This window comes from Micromonospora sp. NRRL B-16802, from assembly GCF_001279555.1.
GTDB classification, from domain to species: Bacteria; Actinomycetota; Actinomycetes; order Mycobacteriales; family Micromonosporaceae; genus Micromonospora; species Micromonospora profundi.
This window is the reverse complement of the sequence record NZ_LGEB01000121.1, coordinates 56,713-75,159: the sequence shown is the minus strand read 5'-3', so window position 1 is coordinate 75,159 and position 18,447 is coordinate 56,713. Positions and strand designations below refer to the sequence as shown.

Here is an 18,447-nt window from a genome sequence, read left to right as displayed (position 1 = left end):
GAAGCCGCCGGCCGCGCGGCTCAATTCGAGTCCACAGTGGATGACTTGCCGTCGGCGGGGGGTGAGACGACCGACGGATCACCAGGGCAGGCGGAACGACAGCCCGATCAACCGACGGACCCGGGCGGCGTGCCGCCCGTACTGGCGACGCAGGAGCCAGGTCGTCACTGTGGTCATGAGCCGGGAACGCCGATCCAGGTCGGCGAGCACCTCCTCGGTGGTCGCCAGAACCCTGTCGATCTCCTCGTCGGTGCACGTCAGTGGAGGATAGAGGCGCAGAACCGGCCGGCGGATCTCCTCGCTCAGCGAGAACCCGGCGTGAATGCCCCGCATCGCAAGACCCACGGTGAGCATCAACTCCACCGCCGGATTGCGGGTGCGCAGCCCGGCCATCAGGCCGATGGCGGGCGCGTCGAGCACGTGCCGAGGGTGGCGGCGGACGATCTCGGCCAGGCCCCGCCCGAACCGCGCGCCGAGCGCGGCGGCGCGGGCGGGCAGGTCGCGCTCGCGTACCTCGATGATGGTCGCGACGGCGGCGGCGACCGCCAGCGCGGAGGAGCAACTGTCGGCGGCGAGCAGCCTGTCGTCGTACTCGGGGTGACGGCGGGCGTCCTCGACGACCTGCCCGCTCAGCGCGCACACCGCCACCGGCACGGTGCCGCCGGTGAGCGACTTCGACAGCAGCATGATGTCCGGCGTGACCCCGTCGTGGTCGACGGCGAACATCCGCCCGGTCCGCCCGAACCCGGTCTGGATCTCGTCGGCCACCAGAAGCGTGCCGGTGTCGGCGCAGGCGCGGGCGACGGTGGCAAGGTAGCCGGCCGGAGGCACGGTCAGGTAACCGCCGCCGAGGACCGGTTCGACGATCACCGCGGCGACGGATCCGTCGGCTAGCGCGGCCTCGACGGCGGCGGCGTTTCCGTACGGCAGCACGACGACCTCACCGCCGAGCGGCTCGAACTGCAGGCGTTGGTGCCGCTGGCCGAGCACCGGCATCGAGCCGAGGGTCTTGCCGTGGTAGCCGCCCTCCAGCACCACGATGCGGGGCCGCTCCGGCCGGGCCAGCCGGACCGCGCGCAGCGCCGTCTCGGTGACGTCGGCCCCGGAGCAGCCGAGCGCGAAGTGCGCCAGCCCGCTGGGCAGCACCTCACGCAGCAACAGGCACAACTCGGCGGTGGCGGGGTGGACCGCGCCGGGCGGTACGTTCGGCGCCGCGTACAGGGCGTCCAGCACGGCGGCGCGGACCCGGGGGTTGCCGTGGCCGACCAGGAACACGCCGAAGCTGCCGGCCAGGTCGAGCGCCTCCGCGCCGTCCTCCGACCAGACCCGGGTCCCGTCGGCGTGCCCCTCGATCGGGCGTCCGGAGCCCGCGAGCATCGCCGCCGCGGTGGGATTCCAGTGTCGACCGAGGGCGGCGAGCACGTCCTCGCGGGTGTCCACAGTGGTCATGACGCCACCTCCTGCGGGGTCAGGGTGGCCGTGGCGGCGGCCACCCGGTTCAGCAGTTCGTCGATGTCCGACGGGTGGGCGGTCAGCGGCGGTAGCACGCCTATCACCGCACCGGTGGGCGATCGGGTCAGTACCCGCTTCCGCGCCAGGCCCCGGTGCAGGGCAGCGGCGGTCTCCGGCGAGTCGGTGCGTACCCAGATCAGCGAGCCGTCCGCGCCGATTGCCCGCACCGGCCCTCGGTCGTCGGCGAGCCCGCCGAGGATCCGGAGGGCAACGGCCTCCACATCCCGTTGCCGGGCCGGCAGATCCTCGTCCCGGACGACGGAGAGCACGGCGGCGATCGCGGCGGCCGACAGCGGGTTCGCGCCGAAGGTGGAGCCCTGTACGGTCGGGTTGCGCCGGCCGTACACCCGGTCGTAGCGGGCCCGGCTGGTGATCATGCAACCGACCGGCACGGCGTCGGCGCCCAGTGACTCACCGAGCACCACCGCGTCGGGCCGGATGGGCAGCAGGTCGCTGGCCAGGCCCGCGCCGACCCGGGCCGGGCCGGTCACCCGCTCGTCGAGGACCAGCAGGGCGTCCGTCTCGTCGCAGGCCGTCCGGAGACGACGCCACCACGACACCGGCAGATCGGCCAGGGCACGACCGGGCCCGGCCGGCGCCAGCACGACCGCGGCGATCGAGTCGTCGACCAGGTCGACCAGGTCGGCCGCGCGGTCCGCCGACACGGTGACCGGGCTCAGCGGCGCGTCCCCGGTCAGCGCCGAGCCGACGGTGAGCGAGAGCCCGTGGCTGAGGCTGCCGTGGCCGACGCCGCGGATCCCGAGCATCCGACGCCGACGCGGGTGTGTGCCCTTGGCGAGCTTGACGGCGGCGTCGAGGGCCTCCGCGCCGCTGTTGCACAGGTACGACAGGGTGAGCGGGTCCGGTGCCAGCGCGTCGAGCGCGGTGACCGCCTCGGCCAGCGGGCGGCTGACGAACACCCGGCTGGACAACGCCACCCGCCGCAGTTGCGCCGCGATCCGGGCGGTCACCGCCGGGTGCCCGGGGCCGAACCCGCCGGTGGCCGCGTCGAGCCACTCGGTGCCGTCCGCGGCGTACAGCCGGGCACCGACCTGCCGGCGTACGACCGGGCCTGCGTCGGTCGCGCCGAGCAGGCAACCGGCGACCACCCGGGCGGGTTGTGCCGGTGTCACCGCGTGCTCCACGGCACCGGTCGCGGGGCGTGCCGGGGTCGGCCGGCGCGGACCGAGCCACGCAATGGGGGAACGGTCACGGGAACCGCCTCGCCTTCGTCCGTCGTCGGGATTTCGGTACGGCGGAATCCAGCATGCGGCGGTGCGGCGGTCGTCGTCTTCGTTCAGATTGCGGTCCTGCCCGGGCGAGGATCGCGCCCTGGGCAGGAACCGGCGGGTCAGGACTGCGGTGCGGCGTCCCGGCGAACCCGGTAGCGCAGGTGGGTCACGTACGGGGACTCGACCGTGGCGAGGCGCTCCAGCTCGATGCGCTCGTCACCCAGGTGTTCGAAGAGGCGGCGGCCCGCGCCGAGGAGCACGGGCGCGAGTTGGATGCGGATCTCGTCGACCAGGCCGGCCGCGAGGAAGTGCTGACCGACCTCCGCGCCCATCAGGCGGACGTCGCGCTCACCGGCGGCGGCGGTGGCGCGGTCGAAGGCGTCGCGGACCTCGGTGACGAAGGTGAACGTGCCGCTCTTCTCGACCCGTTCGGCGAGCGGGTCGTGGGTCAGCACGAAGCAGGGCACCGCGTAGGGGGTGTTGTTCCAGACGTTGATGCCGACGTCGAACGTGCGCCGGCCGAGCACCACCGCGCCGGTGGTCGTCGACATCTCGCGTTCGATCTCGGCGTCCACCTCGCTGGTCGAGGTGTTGAAGAGCCACTCGTGCAGGCGGAGACCGCCCTCACCCATCGGGTGTTCGACGCTCACGTTGGGGCCGGCCATGAAGCCGTCAAGCGACATCGTGACATCCAGCAGAACTCGCGCCATTCCAGCCCTTCCTGAGTGGACGCGACAGCGTCCGAGCACCGACATGTAGTGGACACCGTACACATTCATATGGTGAGGTACCAGCGTGTCACGCCGGCGTTCCGTCGGAGCGGCTTCCCGTCGATGGGATAGCGCATTTTCAAAGATGCACGGGCGCTGCGGCGGCCCCGAAGATCGGTGCGCCGGAACGGTCGGGGGTGATGGCCGTCGGCACAGGGGAGAGGGGGGTGGCGGTGTCTGTTGCGTCCCGTGTCCAGGCGCAGGCGATCCGGACGCCGTCAGCGCCTGCGTTGCGCTGGCAGGACCGGTCCGTCACGTACACCGAGTTGCGGGAGCTCGCCGCGAAGGCGGCGGCGCACCTGACCGGCGTGCCGACCGGCGGCGCTCCGGTGGCGCTGCGCGCCGACAAGTCACCGGAGACCGTGGCGGCCGTACTGGCCTGCCTCACCGTGGAGCAGCCGGTGCTCCTGCTCTCCACCGACCTCGGTCCGCAGGTCTTCGACGCGCTTGTCGCCGAGGCGGGTTGCGCGGCGGTCATCTCGGTCGACGGGGCCGACCTGCGTGTCCGGCCCGTGTCGGCGCCGCCGCAGGCGCCCGCGCTCCCGCCGGACACCTGCCTGCTGCTCACCACCTCGGGCTCCACCGGGCTGCCCAAGATCGTGCCGCTGCCCGCCGCCGGCATCGGCCGGTTCGTCGACTGGGCGGCCGCCCAGTTCGGCCTGACCGAGGGCACCCGGGTGCTCAACTACGCGCCGCTCAACTTCGATCTCTGCCTGCTGGACGTCTGGGCGACCCTGTGCCACGGCGGCGAGGTGGTGCTTGTCGACCCTGCCCGGGCGGTCCAGCCACGGTACCTGCTGAAGCTGTTCGCCGACGCGCGGCCGGAGGTCGTCCAAGCCGTACCGATGTTGTTCCGTCTTCTCACCGAGGCGAGTGACGGGCGATCGTTCCCGGAGGTTCGGCACGTCCTGCTTACCGGCGACCACACCCCACGTCGAGTCCGCGCCGGCCTGCCGTCGATGTTTCCCGGGGCGGCCCTGCACAACGTGTACGGCTGCACCGAGACCAACGACAGCTTCCTCTATACCTTCGGCCCGCAGCAGGCCGTCGAGGACGACCCGCTGCCCCTGGGCAGGCCGATCCCCGGGGTGGAGGCCGCAGTGGTCGACCACGGTGCGGTGGTGACCGGACCGGGCACCGGCGAGCTTGTCGTGGCGACGCCGTTCCAGGCCGACGGCTACCTCGGCGACGCGGCGCCCGGCGGCCGGTTCTTCCGCCGCGTCACCGACTCCGGCGAGCGGACGTGGTACCGGACCGGGGACCTGGTCCGTCGGGCCCCGGACGGCCGACTGACGTTGATCGGCCGCAACGACCTGCAGGTGAAGGTCCGCGGCGTACGGGTCAACGTCGAGGAGATCGAGCGGGTCATCCAGGCCCACGAGGGTGTGGTGGAGGCGGTCGTCGTACCGCTGCCCGACCCGGGCGCCGGCACCCGACTGCACGCCGTCGTACGCACCGTCCACAGCGGGCCGAGCGGCCTCGCCCTGCGTACACACTGCGCCGCCCGGCTCACCCGGGTGGCCATCCCCGACGCGTTCCGACTGGTGGACGAGCCGCTGCCGGTCGGGCCGACTGACAAGGTCGACCGCCACCGAGTCCGTGACCACCTGATGAGGGAGCTGTTGTGAGCCTTGCCGACGAGATAACACGGTACGTGGTGTCGGAGTACCTGCCCGGCACCGCCCCGGAGGAGCTGGACCCTTCCTACGACCTGATCGACACGGGCGTGGTGGACAGCCTGCGGCTGCTCCAGCTCATTGCCTGGCTCGGCGAGCGCTACCGGATCCCGATCGACGACATGGACATCTCCCCGGAGAACTTCCAGTCGGTCGCCGCCATGACGGCGTTCGTCATCACCGCCCGAGACCACGCTGCCATCAGCTGACCCACGAGGACTGGACTGATGATCGTTCGTACCAGGGAACGGATCGAGGCGGTGGAGTGGGGCAACGGCCTCAGCTATCGCTTCATTCTCGAGGCCGACAACATGGGCTTCACCGTGTGCCACACCGTCGTGCGCGCCGGGACGAAATCACAGCTGGCGTACCGTCGCCACCTGGAGGCCTGTTACTGCATCGGCGGCCGTGGGTGGGTGCAGACCGCCGACGGCTCCCAGAGCTGGGAGCTGCGAGCGGGCGTGCTGTACGCGCTCGACCAGCACGACGCCCACTTCCTCATCGCCGCACCGGAGAGCGACCTGGAGTTGGTCAGCATCTTCAACCCCCCACTGATCGGTCCGGAGCGGCACAACCTGGACTCCGCCGAATTCTCGGAGTACTGAGGCGGCCAGGGGATGCGATGGAACGACGAGCAGCGGGCGTTGCGCGACGCGGCCGAGCAGGCCGGCCGGGCGGTCGGAGCAGACCATCTGGAGCGCGACGCCCGCGGGGAGTTCTCCTGGGACGGCTGGAAGCGGCTGCGGGAGACCGGGCTGTTCGGCCTGCCCTTTCCCGAAGGTCACGGCGGTCTCGGCCGTGACCTGCCCACCACAATGTACGTCCTGGAAGGACTGGGCTACGCCTGCCGGGACGCCGGTCTGATCTTCTCCGCCTGCACCCACCTGGTCAGCACCGGCGTCCCGTTGCACCGCTTCGGCCGCGCGGCCCTGCGGGAGCGCTACCTCCCGCAGATCGTGGCGGGCACGATGATCGGTGCCCACGCCATCACCGAGCCGGCCGGCGGCTCCGACGTGACCAACATGGCCACCACGGCCGTCGCCGAGGACGACCACTTCGTTCTCACCGGCAGCAAGGCGTTCGTCAGCAACGGTCCCATCGCCGACCTGGTGGTCGTGTACGCGCGGACCGGCCGTCCCGGCAGCGCTGCCGCCGTGACGGCGTTCCTGGTGCGCTCCGACTCACCCGGCCTCCAGGTCGGCGGGCCGGTCGGAAAGATGGGGCTGCGTACGTCGCCGCTGTCCGAGTTGTTCCTCGACGGCGTGCGGGTGCCCCGGGACCACGTGGTCGGCTCGGTCGGCGCGGGGCTGCTGGTGCTCGACGCGGTGATGCGGTGGGAGATCCTGTGCGGCTTCGCCGGAGTGCTCGGCGAGATGCAGCACCGCCTGGAGCGGTGCGTCGAGTACGCCCGCACGCGGACCCAGTTCGGTGCGGCCATCGGGTCCTACCAGTCGGTGTCGAACCGGCTCGTCGACATGCGCATCGACCTGGAGACCTCCCGCAAGTGGCTGTACGACACCGCCGAGCGGATGGCGGCCGGCGAGAACGTCGCGACCGACGTGGCCATCACCAAGCTGGTCGTCAGCGAGAGCAACGTGCGATCCGCCCTCGCCGCCGTGCAGGTCTTCGGGGGCTACGGCTACACCACCGAGTACGGGCTGGAGAAGGACCTGCGTAACGCGGTGTCGGGAACCATCTATTCCGGCACCTCCGAGATTCAGCGCCAGCGGGTCGCCGCCCTCATGGGGCTGGGCCGGACAGCACCGGCGCGGAGCACGACTGGGGAGCGTGAGGCATGAGCGGCACCGATCCCGCGCTGGTCCGGGCCACCGAGTTCCTGGACCACGAGTCGCCCACGGTGCGGCGGTTCGTCGCCGACGCGCTGGGCGACGACACGGACGGCACGGACATCGACAAGGCGGTCCGCCTGTACTACGCCGTCCGCGACGGCATCCGGTACGAGGTCTACGGCGCCGACCTGTCCCGCCGCGGGCTCACCGCCAGCGGGGTGATCGAGCGCGGCTTCGGGTTCTGCGTACACAAGTCGATCCTGTACGCCGCGGCGCTGCGGGCAGTCGGGGTGCCCAGCCGGATCGTCTACGGCGACGTCCGGAACCACCTGGCCTCGCCCCGGTTGCGCGAACTCGTCGGTGGCGACATCTTCCGCTTCCACAGCCTGACCTCGGTCCATCTCAACGGCGCCTGGGTCAAGGCCACACCGGTGTTCAACAAGCTGCTCTGCAAGCTCTACCGGATCAAGCCGCTGGACTTCGACGGGCTGTCCGACAGCCTCTACCACCCCTTCGACGAGCAGGGCCGGCAGCACATGGAGTTCCTGCGCATGCGGGGCGAGTTCGACGACGTCCCCTACGACCTCGTGGTGGGCGGCATCCGGTCGGCCCATCCGCTGCTGTTCGCCAACTCGCACACGACGGCCGCCGGCTCGCTGGTGGCCGAGGCAACGACACAGGAGGACTCCCGTGCTGGAGAGAACCAAGTTCCTGCTTGACGAGAAGGACATCCCGACCACCTGGTACAACCTGGCGGCCGACCTGAAGGGTGGCCCGCTGGCACCGGCGCTCAACCCGGCGACGGGAGCGCCTCTGTCCCGGGACGAGATGGCGCACACAATGCCCGAGCCGCTCATCGAGCAGGAGACGGGCAGCGAGCGGGAGTACGAGATCCCGGAGCCGGTCCGGCAGATCTACGCGCTGTGGCGGCCGTCCCCACTGGTGCGGGCCCGTCGGCTGGAACGGGCACTGGGCACCCCGGCGCGTATCTACTACAAGTACGAGGGCGTCGCGCCTACCGGCAGCCACAAGCCGAACACGGGCATCCCGCAGGCGTACTACAACAAGATGGCCGGCAAGACGGGGCTGGTCACCGAGACCGGGGCCGGGCAGTGGGGCAGCGCCACGGCGTTGAGCGCCTCCTTCTTCGACATGACCGCGAAGGTCTACATGGTGCGGGTCAGCTTCCAGCAGAAGCCGTACCGGCGGGCGTTGATGGAGACCTACGGCGCGGTCTGCGTACCGAGCCCGAGCGAGGAGACGGCGGTGGGCCGGGCGATCCTCGCCGAGCACCCCGACTCGCCGGGCAGCCTGGGCATCGCCACCTCGGAGGCTCTGGAGGCGTTCGCCGCGGACCCGTCGCTCGGGTACGTCCTCGGCAGCGCGGCCAACCACGTGCTGCTGCACCAGACCGTCATCGGGCAGGAGGCGATCCGTCAGTTCGCGCTTGCCGACGACTACCCCGACGTCGTGATCGGTTGCGCAGGCGGTGGCAGCAACCTCGCCGGGCTGGCCTTCCCGTTCATCGGTGAGCAGTTGCGGGGCGGCCGACCGGTACGGGTGCTGGCTGTCGAGCCTGCGGCCTGCCCGACGATGACCCGCGGCGTGGTGGCCTACGACTACGCCGACACGGGCCGGCTGGGGCCGTTGTTCCGGATGCACACCCTGGGCCACGAGTTCGTTCCGCCGCCGGTGCACGCGGGCGGCCTGCGGGCCCACGGCATCGGCCCGATGATCACCCGGACGGTGGAGGACGGGCTGATCGAGCCGGTGGCTGTGGCGCAGACCCGCTGCTTCGAGGCGGGCGTGCAGTTCGCCCGCGCCGAGGGCATCCTGCCGGCACCCGAGTCCACCCACGCGGTCCGGGCGGCGGTCGACGAGGCGATCCGCTGCCGGGAGGAGGGCACCGCGCAGACCATCTTGTTCAACCTCTCCGGTCACGGCCACTTCGACCTGGTCGCCTACCAGAAGTACTTCGCGGGTGACCTGGAGGACGACGCGTTGGACTCCGAGACGCTTGCACTCGCCGCAGCGAGCATTCCCCGGACGGTGGCTGTATGACGGCGGTCGCCAGCCGGCGGACGAACCAAGGCATTCTGGTGCTGTTGCTCTTCGCCGCGATGTCCGCCCTGGTGGACGTCTACGCCGGCAACCAGCTCCAGAAGGTCGACACGCTGAGTCTGGCGGCCGTCTCGTTCACCCTGTGCGGGATCTTCTTCGTCGGTCTGGACCTCGCCCGTCGGGGCCCCGCAGCGACCTTCGCGCCGCTGCGGACCCGACGGTACGACGTCATCGCGATCAACGTCTCCACCGCGGTGACCTGGCTGTCGCTGCTGTTCGCGCTGAAGTACCTGGAGCCGGCGGTGGTGAACGTCGTGGGCCTGGCGGTCGGGCCGGTGCTCACCGTGATGATGGGTCCGCTGCTGCGCCGGGGCAGCAGCGTGCTGGGCGCCGAGGTCGCCGTCTCGGTGGCCATCTGCGGCTTCCTCGCCCTGCTGGTGTGGGCATCGGTGACCGGGCGCAGCGGGGTCGGTGACGTCGGCGTCGGCGCGGCGGTGATCGGGCTCGCACTGACCCTGGTCTGTGGGGTGACCTCCACCGCCAACGTCATCTATTCCAAGCGGCTCAGTGACGCCGGGCTGGACCCGCAGTCGGTCCTCGCTGTGCGTTTCTTCCTCATGATGGTGACGACCTGGGGGTTCGTGCTGGTCGGTGACCCGAGCAAGCTGCCGCCGGCCCTCCTGCCCGGGCTGGTCGTCGCGGTGATCGGTGTCGGACTGCCCATGTACCTCATCCAGGTGGGGATCAAGCACACCGAGCCGATCACCGCCTCGTTGATCTCCGCGCTCTCCCCGCCGATGGCTTTCCTGCTGCAACTGCCGGACGAGCGCCTGCGTCCCTCGCCCCTCACGTTGGTCGGCGTGGTGGGGATAACCGTGCTGGTCGGCCTCGGAGTGCTCGCCCGGGGCCGGCACGAACGGCGACCCCGATCCACGCCACTGGTGCCGGCCGGTGTGCCGGCCCGGACCGAATCAGGGAGTTTGTAATGCGAGCAGCCATCGTCGACGCGAGCGGCATCGGAAAGTTCCTGCCCGCCGCCCTCGCCCGCTACGGCGTGGAGGTCGTGCACGTCCAGTCGGGCAGCCCCGACATCCACCTGCCGTACGAGCCGGGTGGCTTCGAGCACGACATCGCGCACGACGGCGACCTGGCAGCGACCGCGGCCCGGCTGAGGGAGCTGGGCGTCGAGTTCGTGGTGCCCGGCACCGAGTCGGGTGTGCTGCTGGCCGAGGCGCTGTCGTCGGCGCTCGGCACCCCGGGCAACGGCATGAGCCGGCCGCAGGCCCGGCGGGACAAGCACGAGATGGCCGAGGCGGTTCGCGCCGCGGGTCTGGCCACCGCGCGCAGCATCGCCACCGGCTCCGTCGACGAGCTGGTCGCCTGGGCGCAGGACCTGGGGGAGTGGCCCGTGGTGGTCAAGCCCCGGGCCAGCGCCGGGACCGACAATGTGGCCGTCTGCCGGACGCCGGCAGAGGTGCGCGCGGCCGCCGATCGCGTGCTGAGCAGCACCGACCGGTACAGCGCCCGCAACGACACGGTGCTGGGCCAGGAATTCCTGCACGGCGACGAGCATTTCGTCAATACGGTCAGCCGCAACGGGGTGCACCACCTCGTGGAGGTCTGGTGCTACCACAAGCGCCAGCTCGACAGCGGCGCGCTGATGTACGACTACGAGGAGCCGGTGTCGCCGGACGACCCGGTGGTCGAGCAGTTGGTGACGTACGTGCGGGCGGTGCTGGACGCCCTGGAGGTGCGCAACGGCGCCGGGCACACCGAGGTCATGCTGACCAAGGAGGGGCCGGTGCTGGTCGAGGCCGCCGGTCGGGCGGGTGGCTCCCACGTGCCGGCCATCGTCTCCCGGTGTCTCGGTACCGACCAGATCGACTGTCTGGCCCGGTCGATCGCCCGACCGCAGGACCTGCTCACCGGCGCGCTGCCGTCGTACCGGCTGCTCAGCCGGCTCCGGTACGTGACGCTGATCAACCCACGTTCCGGTGTCGCGCCCACCGGAGAGCGCCTGGAGCGCATCCGTTCCCTGGATTCCTTCCTGGAGCTGGTGCTGACCGCCCAGGAGGGTGCTCCGATCGGGCCGACCGTCGACCTGGCCACGTCCCCCGGCTACGTCTACCTCAGCTCGCCCGACGTCGAGCAGGTGGAGGCCGACTACCAGCGACTCAGGAGGTGGGAGGAGGAAGACCTGTACGCCCTCGGCAGCTGATCCCCGACATGTTCGCAACGACAAGTGAGGCGGTAGCGGTTCCGTGACCCAGACGATTTCCCACCTTGACGACCTGGCCGAGTACCCGAGCGACTGGAAGCACCAGGACAAGCAGATCTTCCCCGGCGAGAACCTGGCTGTGCCCGGCGGGTATCTCAAGTGGTACGACATTCGCCTGGCCGACCAGGAGGCCACGCCCGAGGTCAGCGACGAGGCGCGCGCCTTCCTGCGGGCCGAGGTCGAGGCCGGGCGGCTGGAGTTTCGCAAAGAGATCGGCTTCGTGATGCTGCACCGTGACGGTGCGAAGTACTTCATGCTGGTCTGCGTGTGGCGGGACAAGACCGAGATGTGGCAGGGCCTCTACTACAAGGACCAGGAGGGCTTCCTGCCGTACCCGCCGAAGCCGGGCTTCCTGCGGCCGACCCAGGAGGTCGTGGAGCTGGACTGCACCTCGCACGAACGCCGTGGGTGGTCGCGCTACCTGCAGTCCAACCGGGACGCGGCGGCGAAGCAGGCGTACATCGACGACGCCTGCACGGGCCAGCTGATCTGAGTCGATCCGGATGCCCGCCAGCGCGAGGCGCTGGCGGGCATCCGTCTGTCCGGGGCCGGTCCGCGCCGGGGCGGCGTCGGGCGGCGCGGTTACGCTCAGGGAGTTTCGGAGTGCCGGCTCACGGCGGTCCACCTGCTTGTGTACGGTGTCCACATGGAGCGACGATGACTGGTCTGCGCGCCGAACAGCCGGGCCCGGAGACCGGGTCACCAGGCCAGCGACGCAGCACCTACCGGCACGGCGACCTGCGCCGGGCCCTGCTCGAAGCGGGCCTGGAGATGGCCCGGGCCGGCGGACCGGACGCGGTCGTGCTGCGGGAGGCGACCCGCCGGGCGGGGGTGGCGCCCAACGCCGCCTACCGGCACTTCGCCGACCGCGACGCCCTGCTGCACGCGGTGTGCTCCTCGGCCCAGTCCGCGCTGGCGATCGCGATCGAGACGGAACTCGCGGCCGTACCCGCCGACGGTGACCCGGTGGCCCAGGCCCGGGCACACCTGCGCGCCGTCGGCACCGGCTACCTGCGCTTCGCGCGAGCCGAGCCGGGGCTGTTCCGCACCGCCGTCTCGGTGCCCGCGGACCTGACCACCGCCACCAGCCCGGACAAGGGCGGGCACAGTGGGCACAGCCCGTTCGCGCTACTTGCCGGTGCCCTGGACCAACTCGTGGAGGTGGGTGCCCTGCCGGCGCGGCGGCGACCCCAGGCCGAGTTCCTGGCCTGGTCCGCCGTCCACGGCCTGGCGACGCTGCTCATCGACGGGCCGTTGCGCAGTGTGGACGACGCCGAAGCCGCCCACGTCGGGCAACTGTTGCTGGACATGGTGGAGAAGGGGCTGTGACGGCGACGCCGGCCGACCCGGTGGGGTCGACCGGCGCGCGGGCCGTCGGGTGTCAGTAGGTGACGACGGCGCGGAACCGGACGTCGCCCGAGGCGACCCGGTCGACAGCCGCGGCGACCTGCTCCGCCTCGAAGGGCTCCACCATCGGGGTCACCGCCCCCTGGGCGGCCATCTCCAGCGCCTGCACCAGGTACGGCAGGCCGTTGTGGGTCGCACCGAGCACGCGGTGGTTCTGCGCGAAGAACTGCCGGCTCGGGTCGATGGTGAACGAGCCGGCGGGGTCGATTGTCGCCAGCACCATCCGGCCGTTGACCCGCAGACCCGACAGGGCCTGCGCGGCGGCGGCGTACGACGTGCCGGTGACCACTATGACGTCGGCGCCGCCGGCGTCCCGCAGGTCGTCGCCGTCGGTGAGCACCAGGTCGGCCCCGAGCTTGCGGATCAGGTCGTGCTTGTCCGCGCTGCGGGTCATCGCGATGGTCTCGAACCCGCAGGCCCGGGAGAACTGCACGGCCAGGTGACCCAGCCCGCCGATGCCGAGCACCGCCACCCGCTCGTGCGGCTGCGGATCGGCGGCCCGCAGCGCCGACCACGCCGTGTAGCCGGCGCAGAGCATCGGGGCGGCCTGCTCGTACGGGAGCCCCGCAGGCAGCAGGACCGTGCTGGCCGCCGGCACCGCGATGAACTCGGCGTGCCCGCCCTGACGGGTCATTCCGGTCATCGCGGGGGCCACGCAGTTCATGCCCGACTGGCCGGTCAACGGCAGGTGCAGGCGGCAGTAGGCGCAGGTGCCGCAGGTGCCCTGCACCCAGGTCGCGCCGACCCGGTCACCCACCTGACGCGACGTCACGCCCGGCCCCACCTCGACCACCTCACCGGCGGGCTCGTGCCCGGCGATCATCGGATCGAGCGGCGGGTACGGATACGTGCCGTCGGTGAGCCACACGTCGTTGCCGCACACCCCGCTGGCCCTGACCCGGATCAGCACCTCCCCAGGACCCGGTTGGGGCGTCGGCACCTCGCGCAGTTCCCACCGCTGCTTCACACCCGGTACGACCGCGGCTTTCATCACTGGACCACCTCTTCGGGCTCGTCGGGACACTGGTGACGGTCAGGCCGCCGCCGGCACCGCGGCGGTGAGCCGCACGGGCAACTCCGCGACGCCGTTCATGATGAAGGTGACCTGCGGCTCGATCTGCTCCGGCGGAAGGCCGAGCGCCAGATCCGGGAAGCGCTCGAAGAGCGCCGGCAACGCGATCGACGCCTCCAGCAGGGCGAGCTGGTTGCCGATGCACCGGTACATCCCGTAGCCGAAGGACAGGTGCGTCTTGTCGGCGCGGGTCACGTCGTACCGGTCGGCGGTCGCGCCGTGCACCTGCGGGTCGCGTCCGATGGCCGCGAAGTTGATCAGCACGGGCTCGCCGCGCGGGATGGTGACGCCGGCGATCGTGACATCCTCCAGCGGGAACCGGAACGGCAGGTGCGCGACCGGCGCCTCCGCCCGCAGCGTCTCCTCGATGACGTCGCCCCAGGGCACCGCCCCGCTCCGCACCAGAGCCAGTTGGTCGGGTCGGGTCAGCAGCGCCCGTACGGTGTTGGCGATCAGGTTCATCACCGGCTCCGTGCCGGTGGCGAGCATCAGGTGCAGGGTGCCCATCAGCTCGCCCTCGTTGAGCCGGGAACCGTCCTCCTCCTGCGCCGAAAGCAGGTCGCTTGTGAGGTCGTCGCCGGGTGCCGCGCGCTTGGCGTCCACGAAGTCCTGCAGGTCCTGGTGCCACTGGGCGACGTTGGCCGCCGCTTCCTCGGGACTGATTGTGGTGTCCACGTTGACCTCACCGCCGCGCAGAATCTGCGCCCTGGACTCCTCGGGCACCCCGAACAGGTCGCAGATGACCCGCGCCGGCAGCGGGTGCGCGTACCGCCGCTTGAGGTCGACGACCTCGCCGGACGGTGTGGCGGCGAGGTCGTCGAGCAGTTCGCGTACCGCCTGGTGCACCTGGGGGCGCAGCGCCTCCACCCGGCGGGGGGTGAACGCCTTCGCGGTCAGCCGGCGCAGCCGGGCGTGGTCGGGGCCGTAGCTGGTGGTCATGTTCTCCATCAGCACCCAGCCGATCAGCGGAAAGTCGTCGCCGATGTGGCCCTCGGTGTACGCGCGCCAGTGTCGGCGCGGGTCCTTGGACAGACGCGGGTCCGCCATGGCTTCGCGGGCTGCCTCCTGCCCGGTGATGGACCATGCGGGAACCCCGCCCGGCAGGACGATCCGAGAGACCGGCCCGTTGGCGCGGATGCGGGCGCCCTCGCCGTGGATGTCCCTGCCACTGGGGTCGATGATCACAGCCTGACCGGTCATGCGAAACCTCCGGGAGAAATGGGGACCGTCGACCACCGACATCGTGCGCGGAGTGGTTCCGCACGTATCGGTTGGTCGGCGATTAATTGATTATTCGGCCCCGAACAATGGGCGGCTTCAGCAGCGCTGTGCCCGCTCGACTGTAACCAGCAGGCGCCGTGATCCAGTTATTCAAAATTGCCGCACCGGGTGCGGAGGCGCCATCGTGCCGCCGCCCCGGAGCAGTTCGGCGGGCCGGTCGAACGGACCGCAATCCAGGAGGTGCCACCGCGCATCCGCAGGTGCCAGGCTCCCAGTGGTCGGACCGCCGGCAGGTACCGGCGCGTACCGACCGCGTCACGGCGCCGGCCAGACCGGATCTCATCGCGGCCCTGCCGTCGCCTTTTTGCGCAGTCGTCGACAAGGAGAAGAACATGCCGGTAAACCAGTTCAGCGTTGCCGAGGAAGCCGTCGCCGTACCGTCGCGGATAGTCGCGGCATGGGAGAAGAACGACGGCGACGCATTCGCCGACACGTTCACCGAGGACGGCACGATGATCCTGCCGGGTGACGTGTTCCTGACCGGCCGGGAGCAGATCCGGGCCTTCATGCGGCAGGCGTACGCCGGCCCGTACAGCGGCACGCGGGTCTTCGGCGAGCCGCTGTCGGTCCGCGCGGTCGGCGAGGACGTCGTCGTGGTGGTGACCCGCGGCGGCGTGCTCGCCCCGGGCGAGACCGAGGTCGCGCCCGAGCGCACCATCCGGGCCACCTGGGTGATCGGCCGCGAGGACGGGCAGTGGCTGGTCGCCGCCTACCAGAACACCCCCGTCGGCGCCTGAGCCACGGGTCGCGAGAGCAGAGAGGGGGCCGCGATGGCTAACCGTGTCGGTGACCGGGTCGTGGTGCTCGGCGGCAGCATGGCCGGCCTGCTGGCCGCCCGGGTGCTGTCCGAGTCGTTTTCCGAGGTGATCCTCGTCGACCGCGACGAGTTGACCGGGGTGGAGGGGGTCCGGCGCGGTGTGCCGCACGGCGGTCACGCGCACGGACTGGTGGCCCGGGGGCAGCAGATCCTGGAGGCGCAGTTTCCAGGGCTGACCACCGAGCTCATCGACGCGGGTGTCACGCCGGGGGACTTCAGCGGCGGGATCCGCTGGTATTTCAACGGCCGGCGGGTCCGCTCGGGGCACACCGGCCTGCTGTCCGTGCCGGCGACCCGGCCGGTGCTGGAGTTCCACGTCCGCCAGCGGGTCCAGAAAATCGACAACGTCACCTTCCTGGAGCGGCACGACATCCTCGACCTGGTCACCACCGCGGACCGCAGCGCGGTCACCGGCGTGCGGGTGCGCTCCGGTGACGACCAGGCCGAGCGGGTGCTCGACGCCGATCTCGTCCTGGACACGACCGGACGTGGTTCCCGGACCCCGGCGTGGCTGGCGGAGCTGGGCTACGCCAGGCCGCCGGAGCAGCGGGTCAAGGTGGGCCTTGCCTACACGACCCGGCACTACCGGTTGTCGGACGACCCGTTCGGTAAGGAGATCGCGGTCATCCCGATCGCGACGCCCAGCCACCCGCGCGGCGGCTTCTTCTACCGCCTGCCGGGGCCGGGCAACCGGGTGGAGCTTTCGCTCACGGGGGTGCTGGGGGACCACCCGCCCACCGACCCGGAGGGCTTCCTGGCCTTCGTCCGGTCGCTGCCCGCGACCGAGATCTACGAGGCGGTCAAGAACGCCGAGCCCATCGACGACCCGGTCACGTTCCAGTTCCCGGCCAGCGTGTGGCGTCACTACGAGCAGCTCGACCGGTTCCCCGAGCGCCTGCTGGTGATGGGCGACGCGGTGTGCAGCTTCAACCCGGTGTACGGCCAGGGCATGACGGTGGCGGCGCTGGAGTCACTGGTGCTGCGCGACCACCTGCGCCGGGGTGGCCTGCCGCAGGCCGCGGCGTTCTTCCGGGACATCGCCACCACAGTGGCCGTGCCGTGGGGCTTCTCCGCCGGTGCCGACCTCGGCTACGCCGGGGTGGAGGGTCACCGGACGCTCCAGGTCCGGCTGGCCAACGCGTACGTGTCCCGCCTGCACGACGGCGCCGCCCACGACGCCCATCTGACCAACGCCTTCATCCGGGCCGCCGGCCTGATCGACCCGCCGTCGGCGCTGATGCGCCCCGGCACCGCGGCCCGCGTCCTGTGGCAGGCCGTACGGCGGCGGCTGCCCCTGCCGTCGCGCCCCCGGACCGTCTGACCGCGAGAGGTGACCCATGCGTCCGTTCCGCATCGACATACCGCAGGCAGCCCTCGACGACCTGCGCCTGCGGCTCGACCACACCCGGTGGCCCGGCGAGCTGCCCGACGTGGGTTGGCGCCGCGGCGTCCCGCTTGACTACCTGCGGGAGCTGGCCGGCTACTGGCGCGACGGCTACGACTGGCGGGCCGCCGAGGCCCGGCTGAACCAGATCCCGCAGTTCGTCACGGACATCGACGGTGTGGACGTCCATTTCCTGCACGTCCGGTCGCCGGAGCCGACCGCCGTGCCGATGGTGCTCACCCACGGCTGGCCGGGCTCGTTCCTGGAGTTCCTCGACGTCATCGGGCCGCTCACCGACCCGGCGGCCCACGGCGGCGATGCCCGCGACGCCTTCCACCTGGTCATCCCCTCGATGCCCGGCTACGGCTTCTCCAGCGCGCCGCGGGAGACCGGCTGGAACATCGACCGGGTCGCCCGGACCTGGGCGGAGCTGATGCGCCGGCTCGGCTACGACCGTTACGTGGCGCAGGGCGGCGACTGGGGCTCGCCGGTGTCGCTCAAACTCGGTCTCGCCGACCCCGACCACGTCCTCGGAGTGCACGTCAACATGCTGGCGACGTTCCCGCCGCAGGACCCGGCCGCATTCGAGGGGTTGCCGGCGGAGGACCTGGCCCGACTGGAGTTCGCGGCGCACTTTGAGCAGGACGGCGCCGGCTGGCGCAAGATCCAGTCGACCCGCCCGCAGACCCTGGCGTACGCCCTGACCGACTCGCCGGTCGGTCAGCTCGCGTGGATCGTGGAGAAGTTCTGGGAGTGGAGCGAGTCCACCAAGGGACCCGAGGACGCCGCGGACCGCGACTGGCTGCTCACCAACGCCTCGCTGTACTGGCTGACCGGCACTGCCGGCTCCAGCGCCCAGCTCTACTACGAGTCCAACCGGCTCGACGAGGAGTTCGTCGGCACCTGGGCCGGCCCGTGGCCGCTGCGGGCGCCGGTCGGGGTGGCGGTGTTCCCGCACGACGCCGTGCGCCCGATCCGCCGGTGGGCCGAGGCGATCCTGCCCACGTTGGCCCGGTGGACGGAGTTCGACAGGGGCGGGCACTTCGCCGCCCTGGAGCAGCCCCAACTGTTCGTCGGTGACGTACGGGAGTTCGTCCGACCGCTGCGGTGACCAGCACCGGAGGCGCCCGGGCACGCACCGGGCGCCTCCGGTCGTCGCGCCCGGCG

The 18,447-nt window shown here is 71.4% G+C and carries 18 protein-coding genes; 13 read left to right on the top strand and 5 right to left on the bottom strand.

All coding sequences use genetic code 11. The features are described 5' to 3' along the window. Positions 1–78 precede the first annotated feature (78 nt). The 3 genes from ADK66_RS28540 to ADK66_RS28530 all read right to left on the bottom strand — a co-directional run bounded on the left by ADK66_RS28540 (position 79) and on the right by ADK66_RS28530 (position 3,454). The gene (locus ADK66_RS28540; RefSeq protein WP_053660776.1) at positions 79–1,449 is read right to left on the bottom strand and encodes an aminotransferase class III-fold pyridoxal phosphate-dependent enzyme; all 1,371 of its coding nucleotides are present in this window, start codon (positions 1,447–1,449) and stop codon (positions 79–81) included. Beyond that, on the bottom strand, positions 1,446–2,645 hold the full coding sequence (locus tag ADK66_RS28535) for an aminotransferase class III-fold pyridoxal phosphate-dependent enzyme (RefSeq protein WP_197281666.1): 1,200 nt from the start codon (positions 2,643–2,645) through the stop codon (positions 1,446–1,448). Before ADK66_RS28535 ends, ADK66_RS28540 begins: the two co-directional genes overlap by 4 nt. A 218-nt stretch (positions 2,646–2,863) precedes the next feature. Then, on the bottom strand, positions 2,864–3,454 hold the full coding sequence (locus ADK66_RS28530) for a dihydrofolate reductase family protein (protein ID WP_053660772.1): 591 nt from the start codon (positions 3,452–3,454) through the stop codon (positions 2,864–2,866). Positions 3,455–3,681: 227 nt separating this feature from the next. On the opposite strand from ADK66_RS28530, the gene ADK66_RS28525 reads away from it, so the two are divergent. The 10 genes from ADK66_RS28525 (at position 3,682) to ADK66_RS28480 (ending at position 12,648) form a co-directional block, all read left to right on the top strand. Then, the gene (locus ADK66_RS28525) at positions 3,682–5,142 is read left to right on the top strand and encodes an AMP-binding protein (protein ID WP_197281665.1); all 1,461 of its coding nucleotides are present in this window, start codon (positions 3,682–3,684) and stop codon (positions 5,140–5,142) included. Then, positions 5,139–5,399 (top strand): acyl carrier protein, encoded by a 261-nt coding sequence (locus ADK66_RS28520; RefSeq protein ID WP_053660767.1) that lies wholly within the window; start codon positions 5,139–5,141, stop codon positions 5,397–5,399. The genes ADK66_RS28525 and ADK66_RS28520 overlap by 4 nt, the downstream gene beginning before the upstream one ends. Before the next feature lie 18 nt (positions 5,400–5,417). Then, positions 5,418–5,795 (top strand): ectoine synthase, encoded by a 378-nt coding sequence (locus ADK66_RS28515; RefSeq protein ID WP_053660765.1) that lies wholly within the window; start codon positions 5,418–5,420, stop codon positions 5,793–5,795. A 12-nt stretch (positions 5,796–5,807) separates the two neighbouring features. After that, on the top strand, positions 5,808–6,989 hold the full coding sequence (locus tag ADK66_RS28510) for an acyl-CoA dehydrogenase family protein (RefSeq protein WP_053660763.1): 1,182 nt from the start codon (positions 5,808–5,810) through the stop codon (positions 6,987–6,989). Next, entirely contained in the window at positions 6,986–7,699 is a 714-nt protein-coding gene (locus ADK66_RS28505) for a transglutaminase family protein (RefSeq protein ID WP_053660761.1), read from the top strand. The genes ADK66_RS28510 and ADK66_RS28505 overlap by 4 nt, the downstream gene beginning before the upstream one ends. Next, positions 7,671–9,041 (top strand): TrpB-like pyridoxal phosphate-dependent enzyme, encoded by a 1,371-nt coding sequence (locus ADK66_RS28500; RefSeq protein ID WP_053660759.1) that lies wholly within the window; start codon positions 7,671–7,673, stop codon positions 9,039–9,041. Before ADK66_RS28505 ends, ADK66_RS28500 begins: the two co-directional genes overlap by 29 nt. Beyond that, the gene (locus ADK66_RS28495; protein ID WP_053660757.1) at positions 9,038–10,027 is read left to right on the top strand and encodes a DMT family transporter; all 990 of its coding nucleotides are present in this window, start codon (positions 9,038–9,040) and stop codon (positions 10,025–10,027) included. The genes ADK66_RS28500 and ADK66_RS28495 overlap by 4 nt, the downstream gene beginning before the upstream one ends. Then, complete coding sequence (locus ADK66_RS28490; RefSeq protein ID WP_053660755.1) at positions 10,027–11,259, top strand: ATP-grasp domain-containing protein; 1,233 nt, start codon at positions 10,027–10,029, stop codon at positions 11,257–11,259. The genes ADK66_RS28495 and ADK66_RS28490 overlap by 1 nt, the downstream gene beginning before the upstream one ends. 43 nt (positions 11,260–11,302) lie before the next feature. Beyond that, the gene (locus ADK66_RS28485; RefSeq protein ID WP_053660753.1) at positions 11,303–11,812 is read left to right on the top strand and encodes a hypothetical protein; all 510 of its coding nucleotides are present in this window, start codon (positions 11,303–11,305) and stop codon (positions 11,810–11,812) included. A 164-nt stretch (positions 11,813–11,976) separates the two neighbouring features. Continuing rightward, on the top strand, positions 11,977–12,648 hold the full coding sequence (locus ADK66_RS28480) for a TetR/AcrR family transcriptional regulator (RefSeq protein ID WP_053660751.1): 672 nt from the start codon (positions 11,977–11,979) through the stop codon (positions 12,646–12,648). 52 nt (positions 12,649–12,700) lie between these two features. Here ADK66_RS28480 and ADK66_RS28475 read toward each other — a convergent pair whose 3' ends face one another. Further along, complete coding sequence (locus ADK66_RS28475) at positions 12,701–13,717, bottom strand: alcohol dehydrogenase catalytic domain-containing protein (protein WP_053660749.1); 1,017 nt, start codon at positions 13,715–13,717, stop codon at positions 12,701–12,703. A 42-nt stretch (positions 13,718–13,759) separates the two neighbouring features. Continuing rightward, on the bottom strand, positions 13,760–14,998 hold the full coding sequence (locus tag ADK66_RS28470; RefSeq protein ID WP_053660747.1) for a cytochrome P450: 1,239 nt from the start codon (positions 14,996–14,998) through the stop codon (positions 13,760–13,762). Positions 14,999–15,411: 413 nt separating this feature from the next. Between ADK66_RS28470 and ADK66_RS28465 the strand changes: the two genes are divergently transcribed. From ADK66_RS28465 to ADK66_RS28455, 3 genes are read left to right on the top strand one after another with little or no spacing between them, the layout of a single operon-like run. Beyond that, on the top strand, positions 15,412–15,816 hold the full coding sequence (locus tag ADK66_RS28465) for an SgcJ/EcaC family oxidoreductase (protein ID WP_053660982.1): 405 nt from the start codon (positions 15,412–15,414) through the stop codon (positions 15,814–15,816). Between the two features lie 33 nt (positions 15,817–15,849). Then, complete coding sequence (locus ADK66_RS28460; protein ID WP_053660745.1) at positions 15,850–17,217, top strand: NAD(P)/FAD-dependent oxidoreductase; 1,368 nt, start codon at positions 15,850–15,852, stop codon at positions 17,215–17,217. 16 nt (positions 17,218–17,233) lie between these two features. After that, positions 17,234–18,391, top strand: coding sequence for an epoxide hydrolase family protein (locus ADK66_RS28455; protein WP_053660743.1), 1,158 nt, complete (start codon positions 17,234–17,236; stop codon positions 18,389–18,391). Positions 18,392–18,447 lie beyond the last annotated feature (56 nt).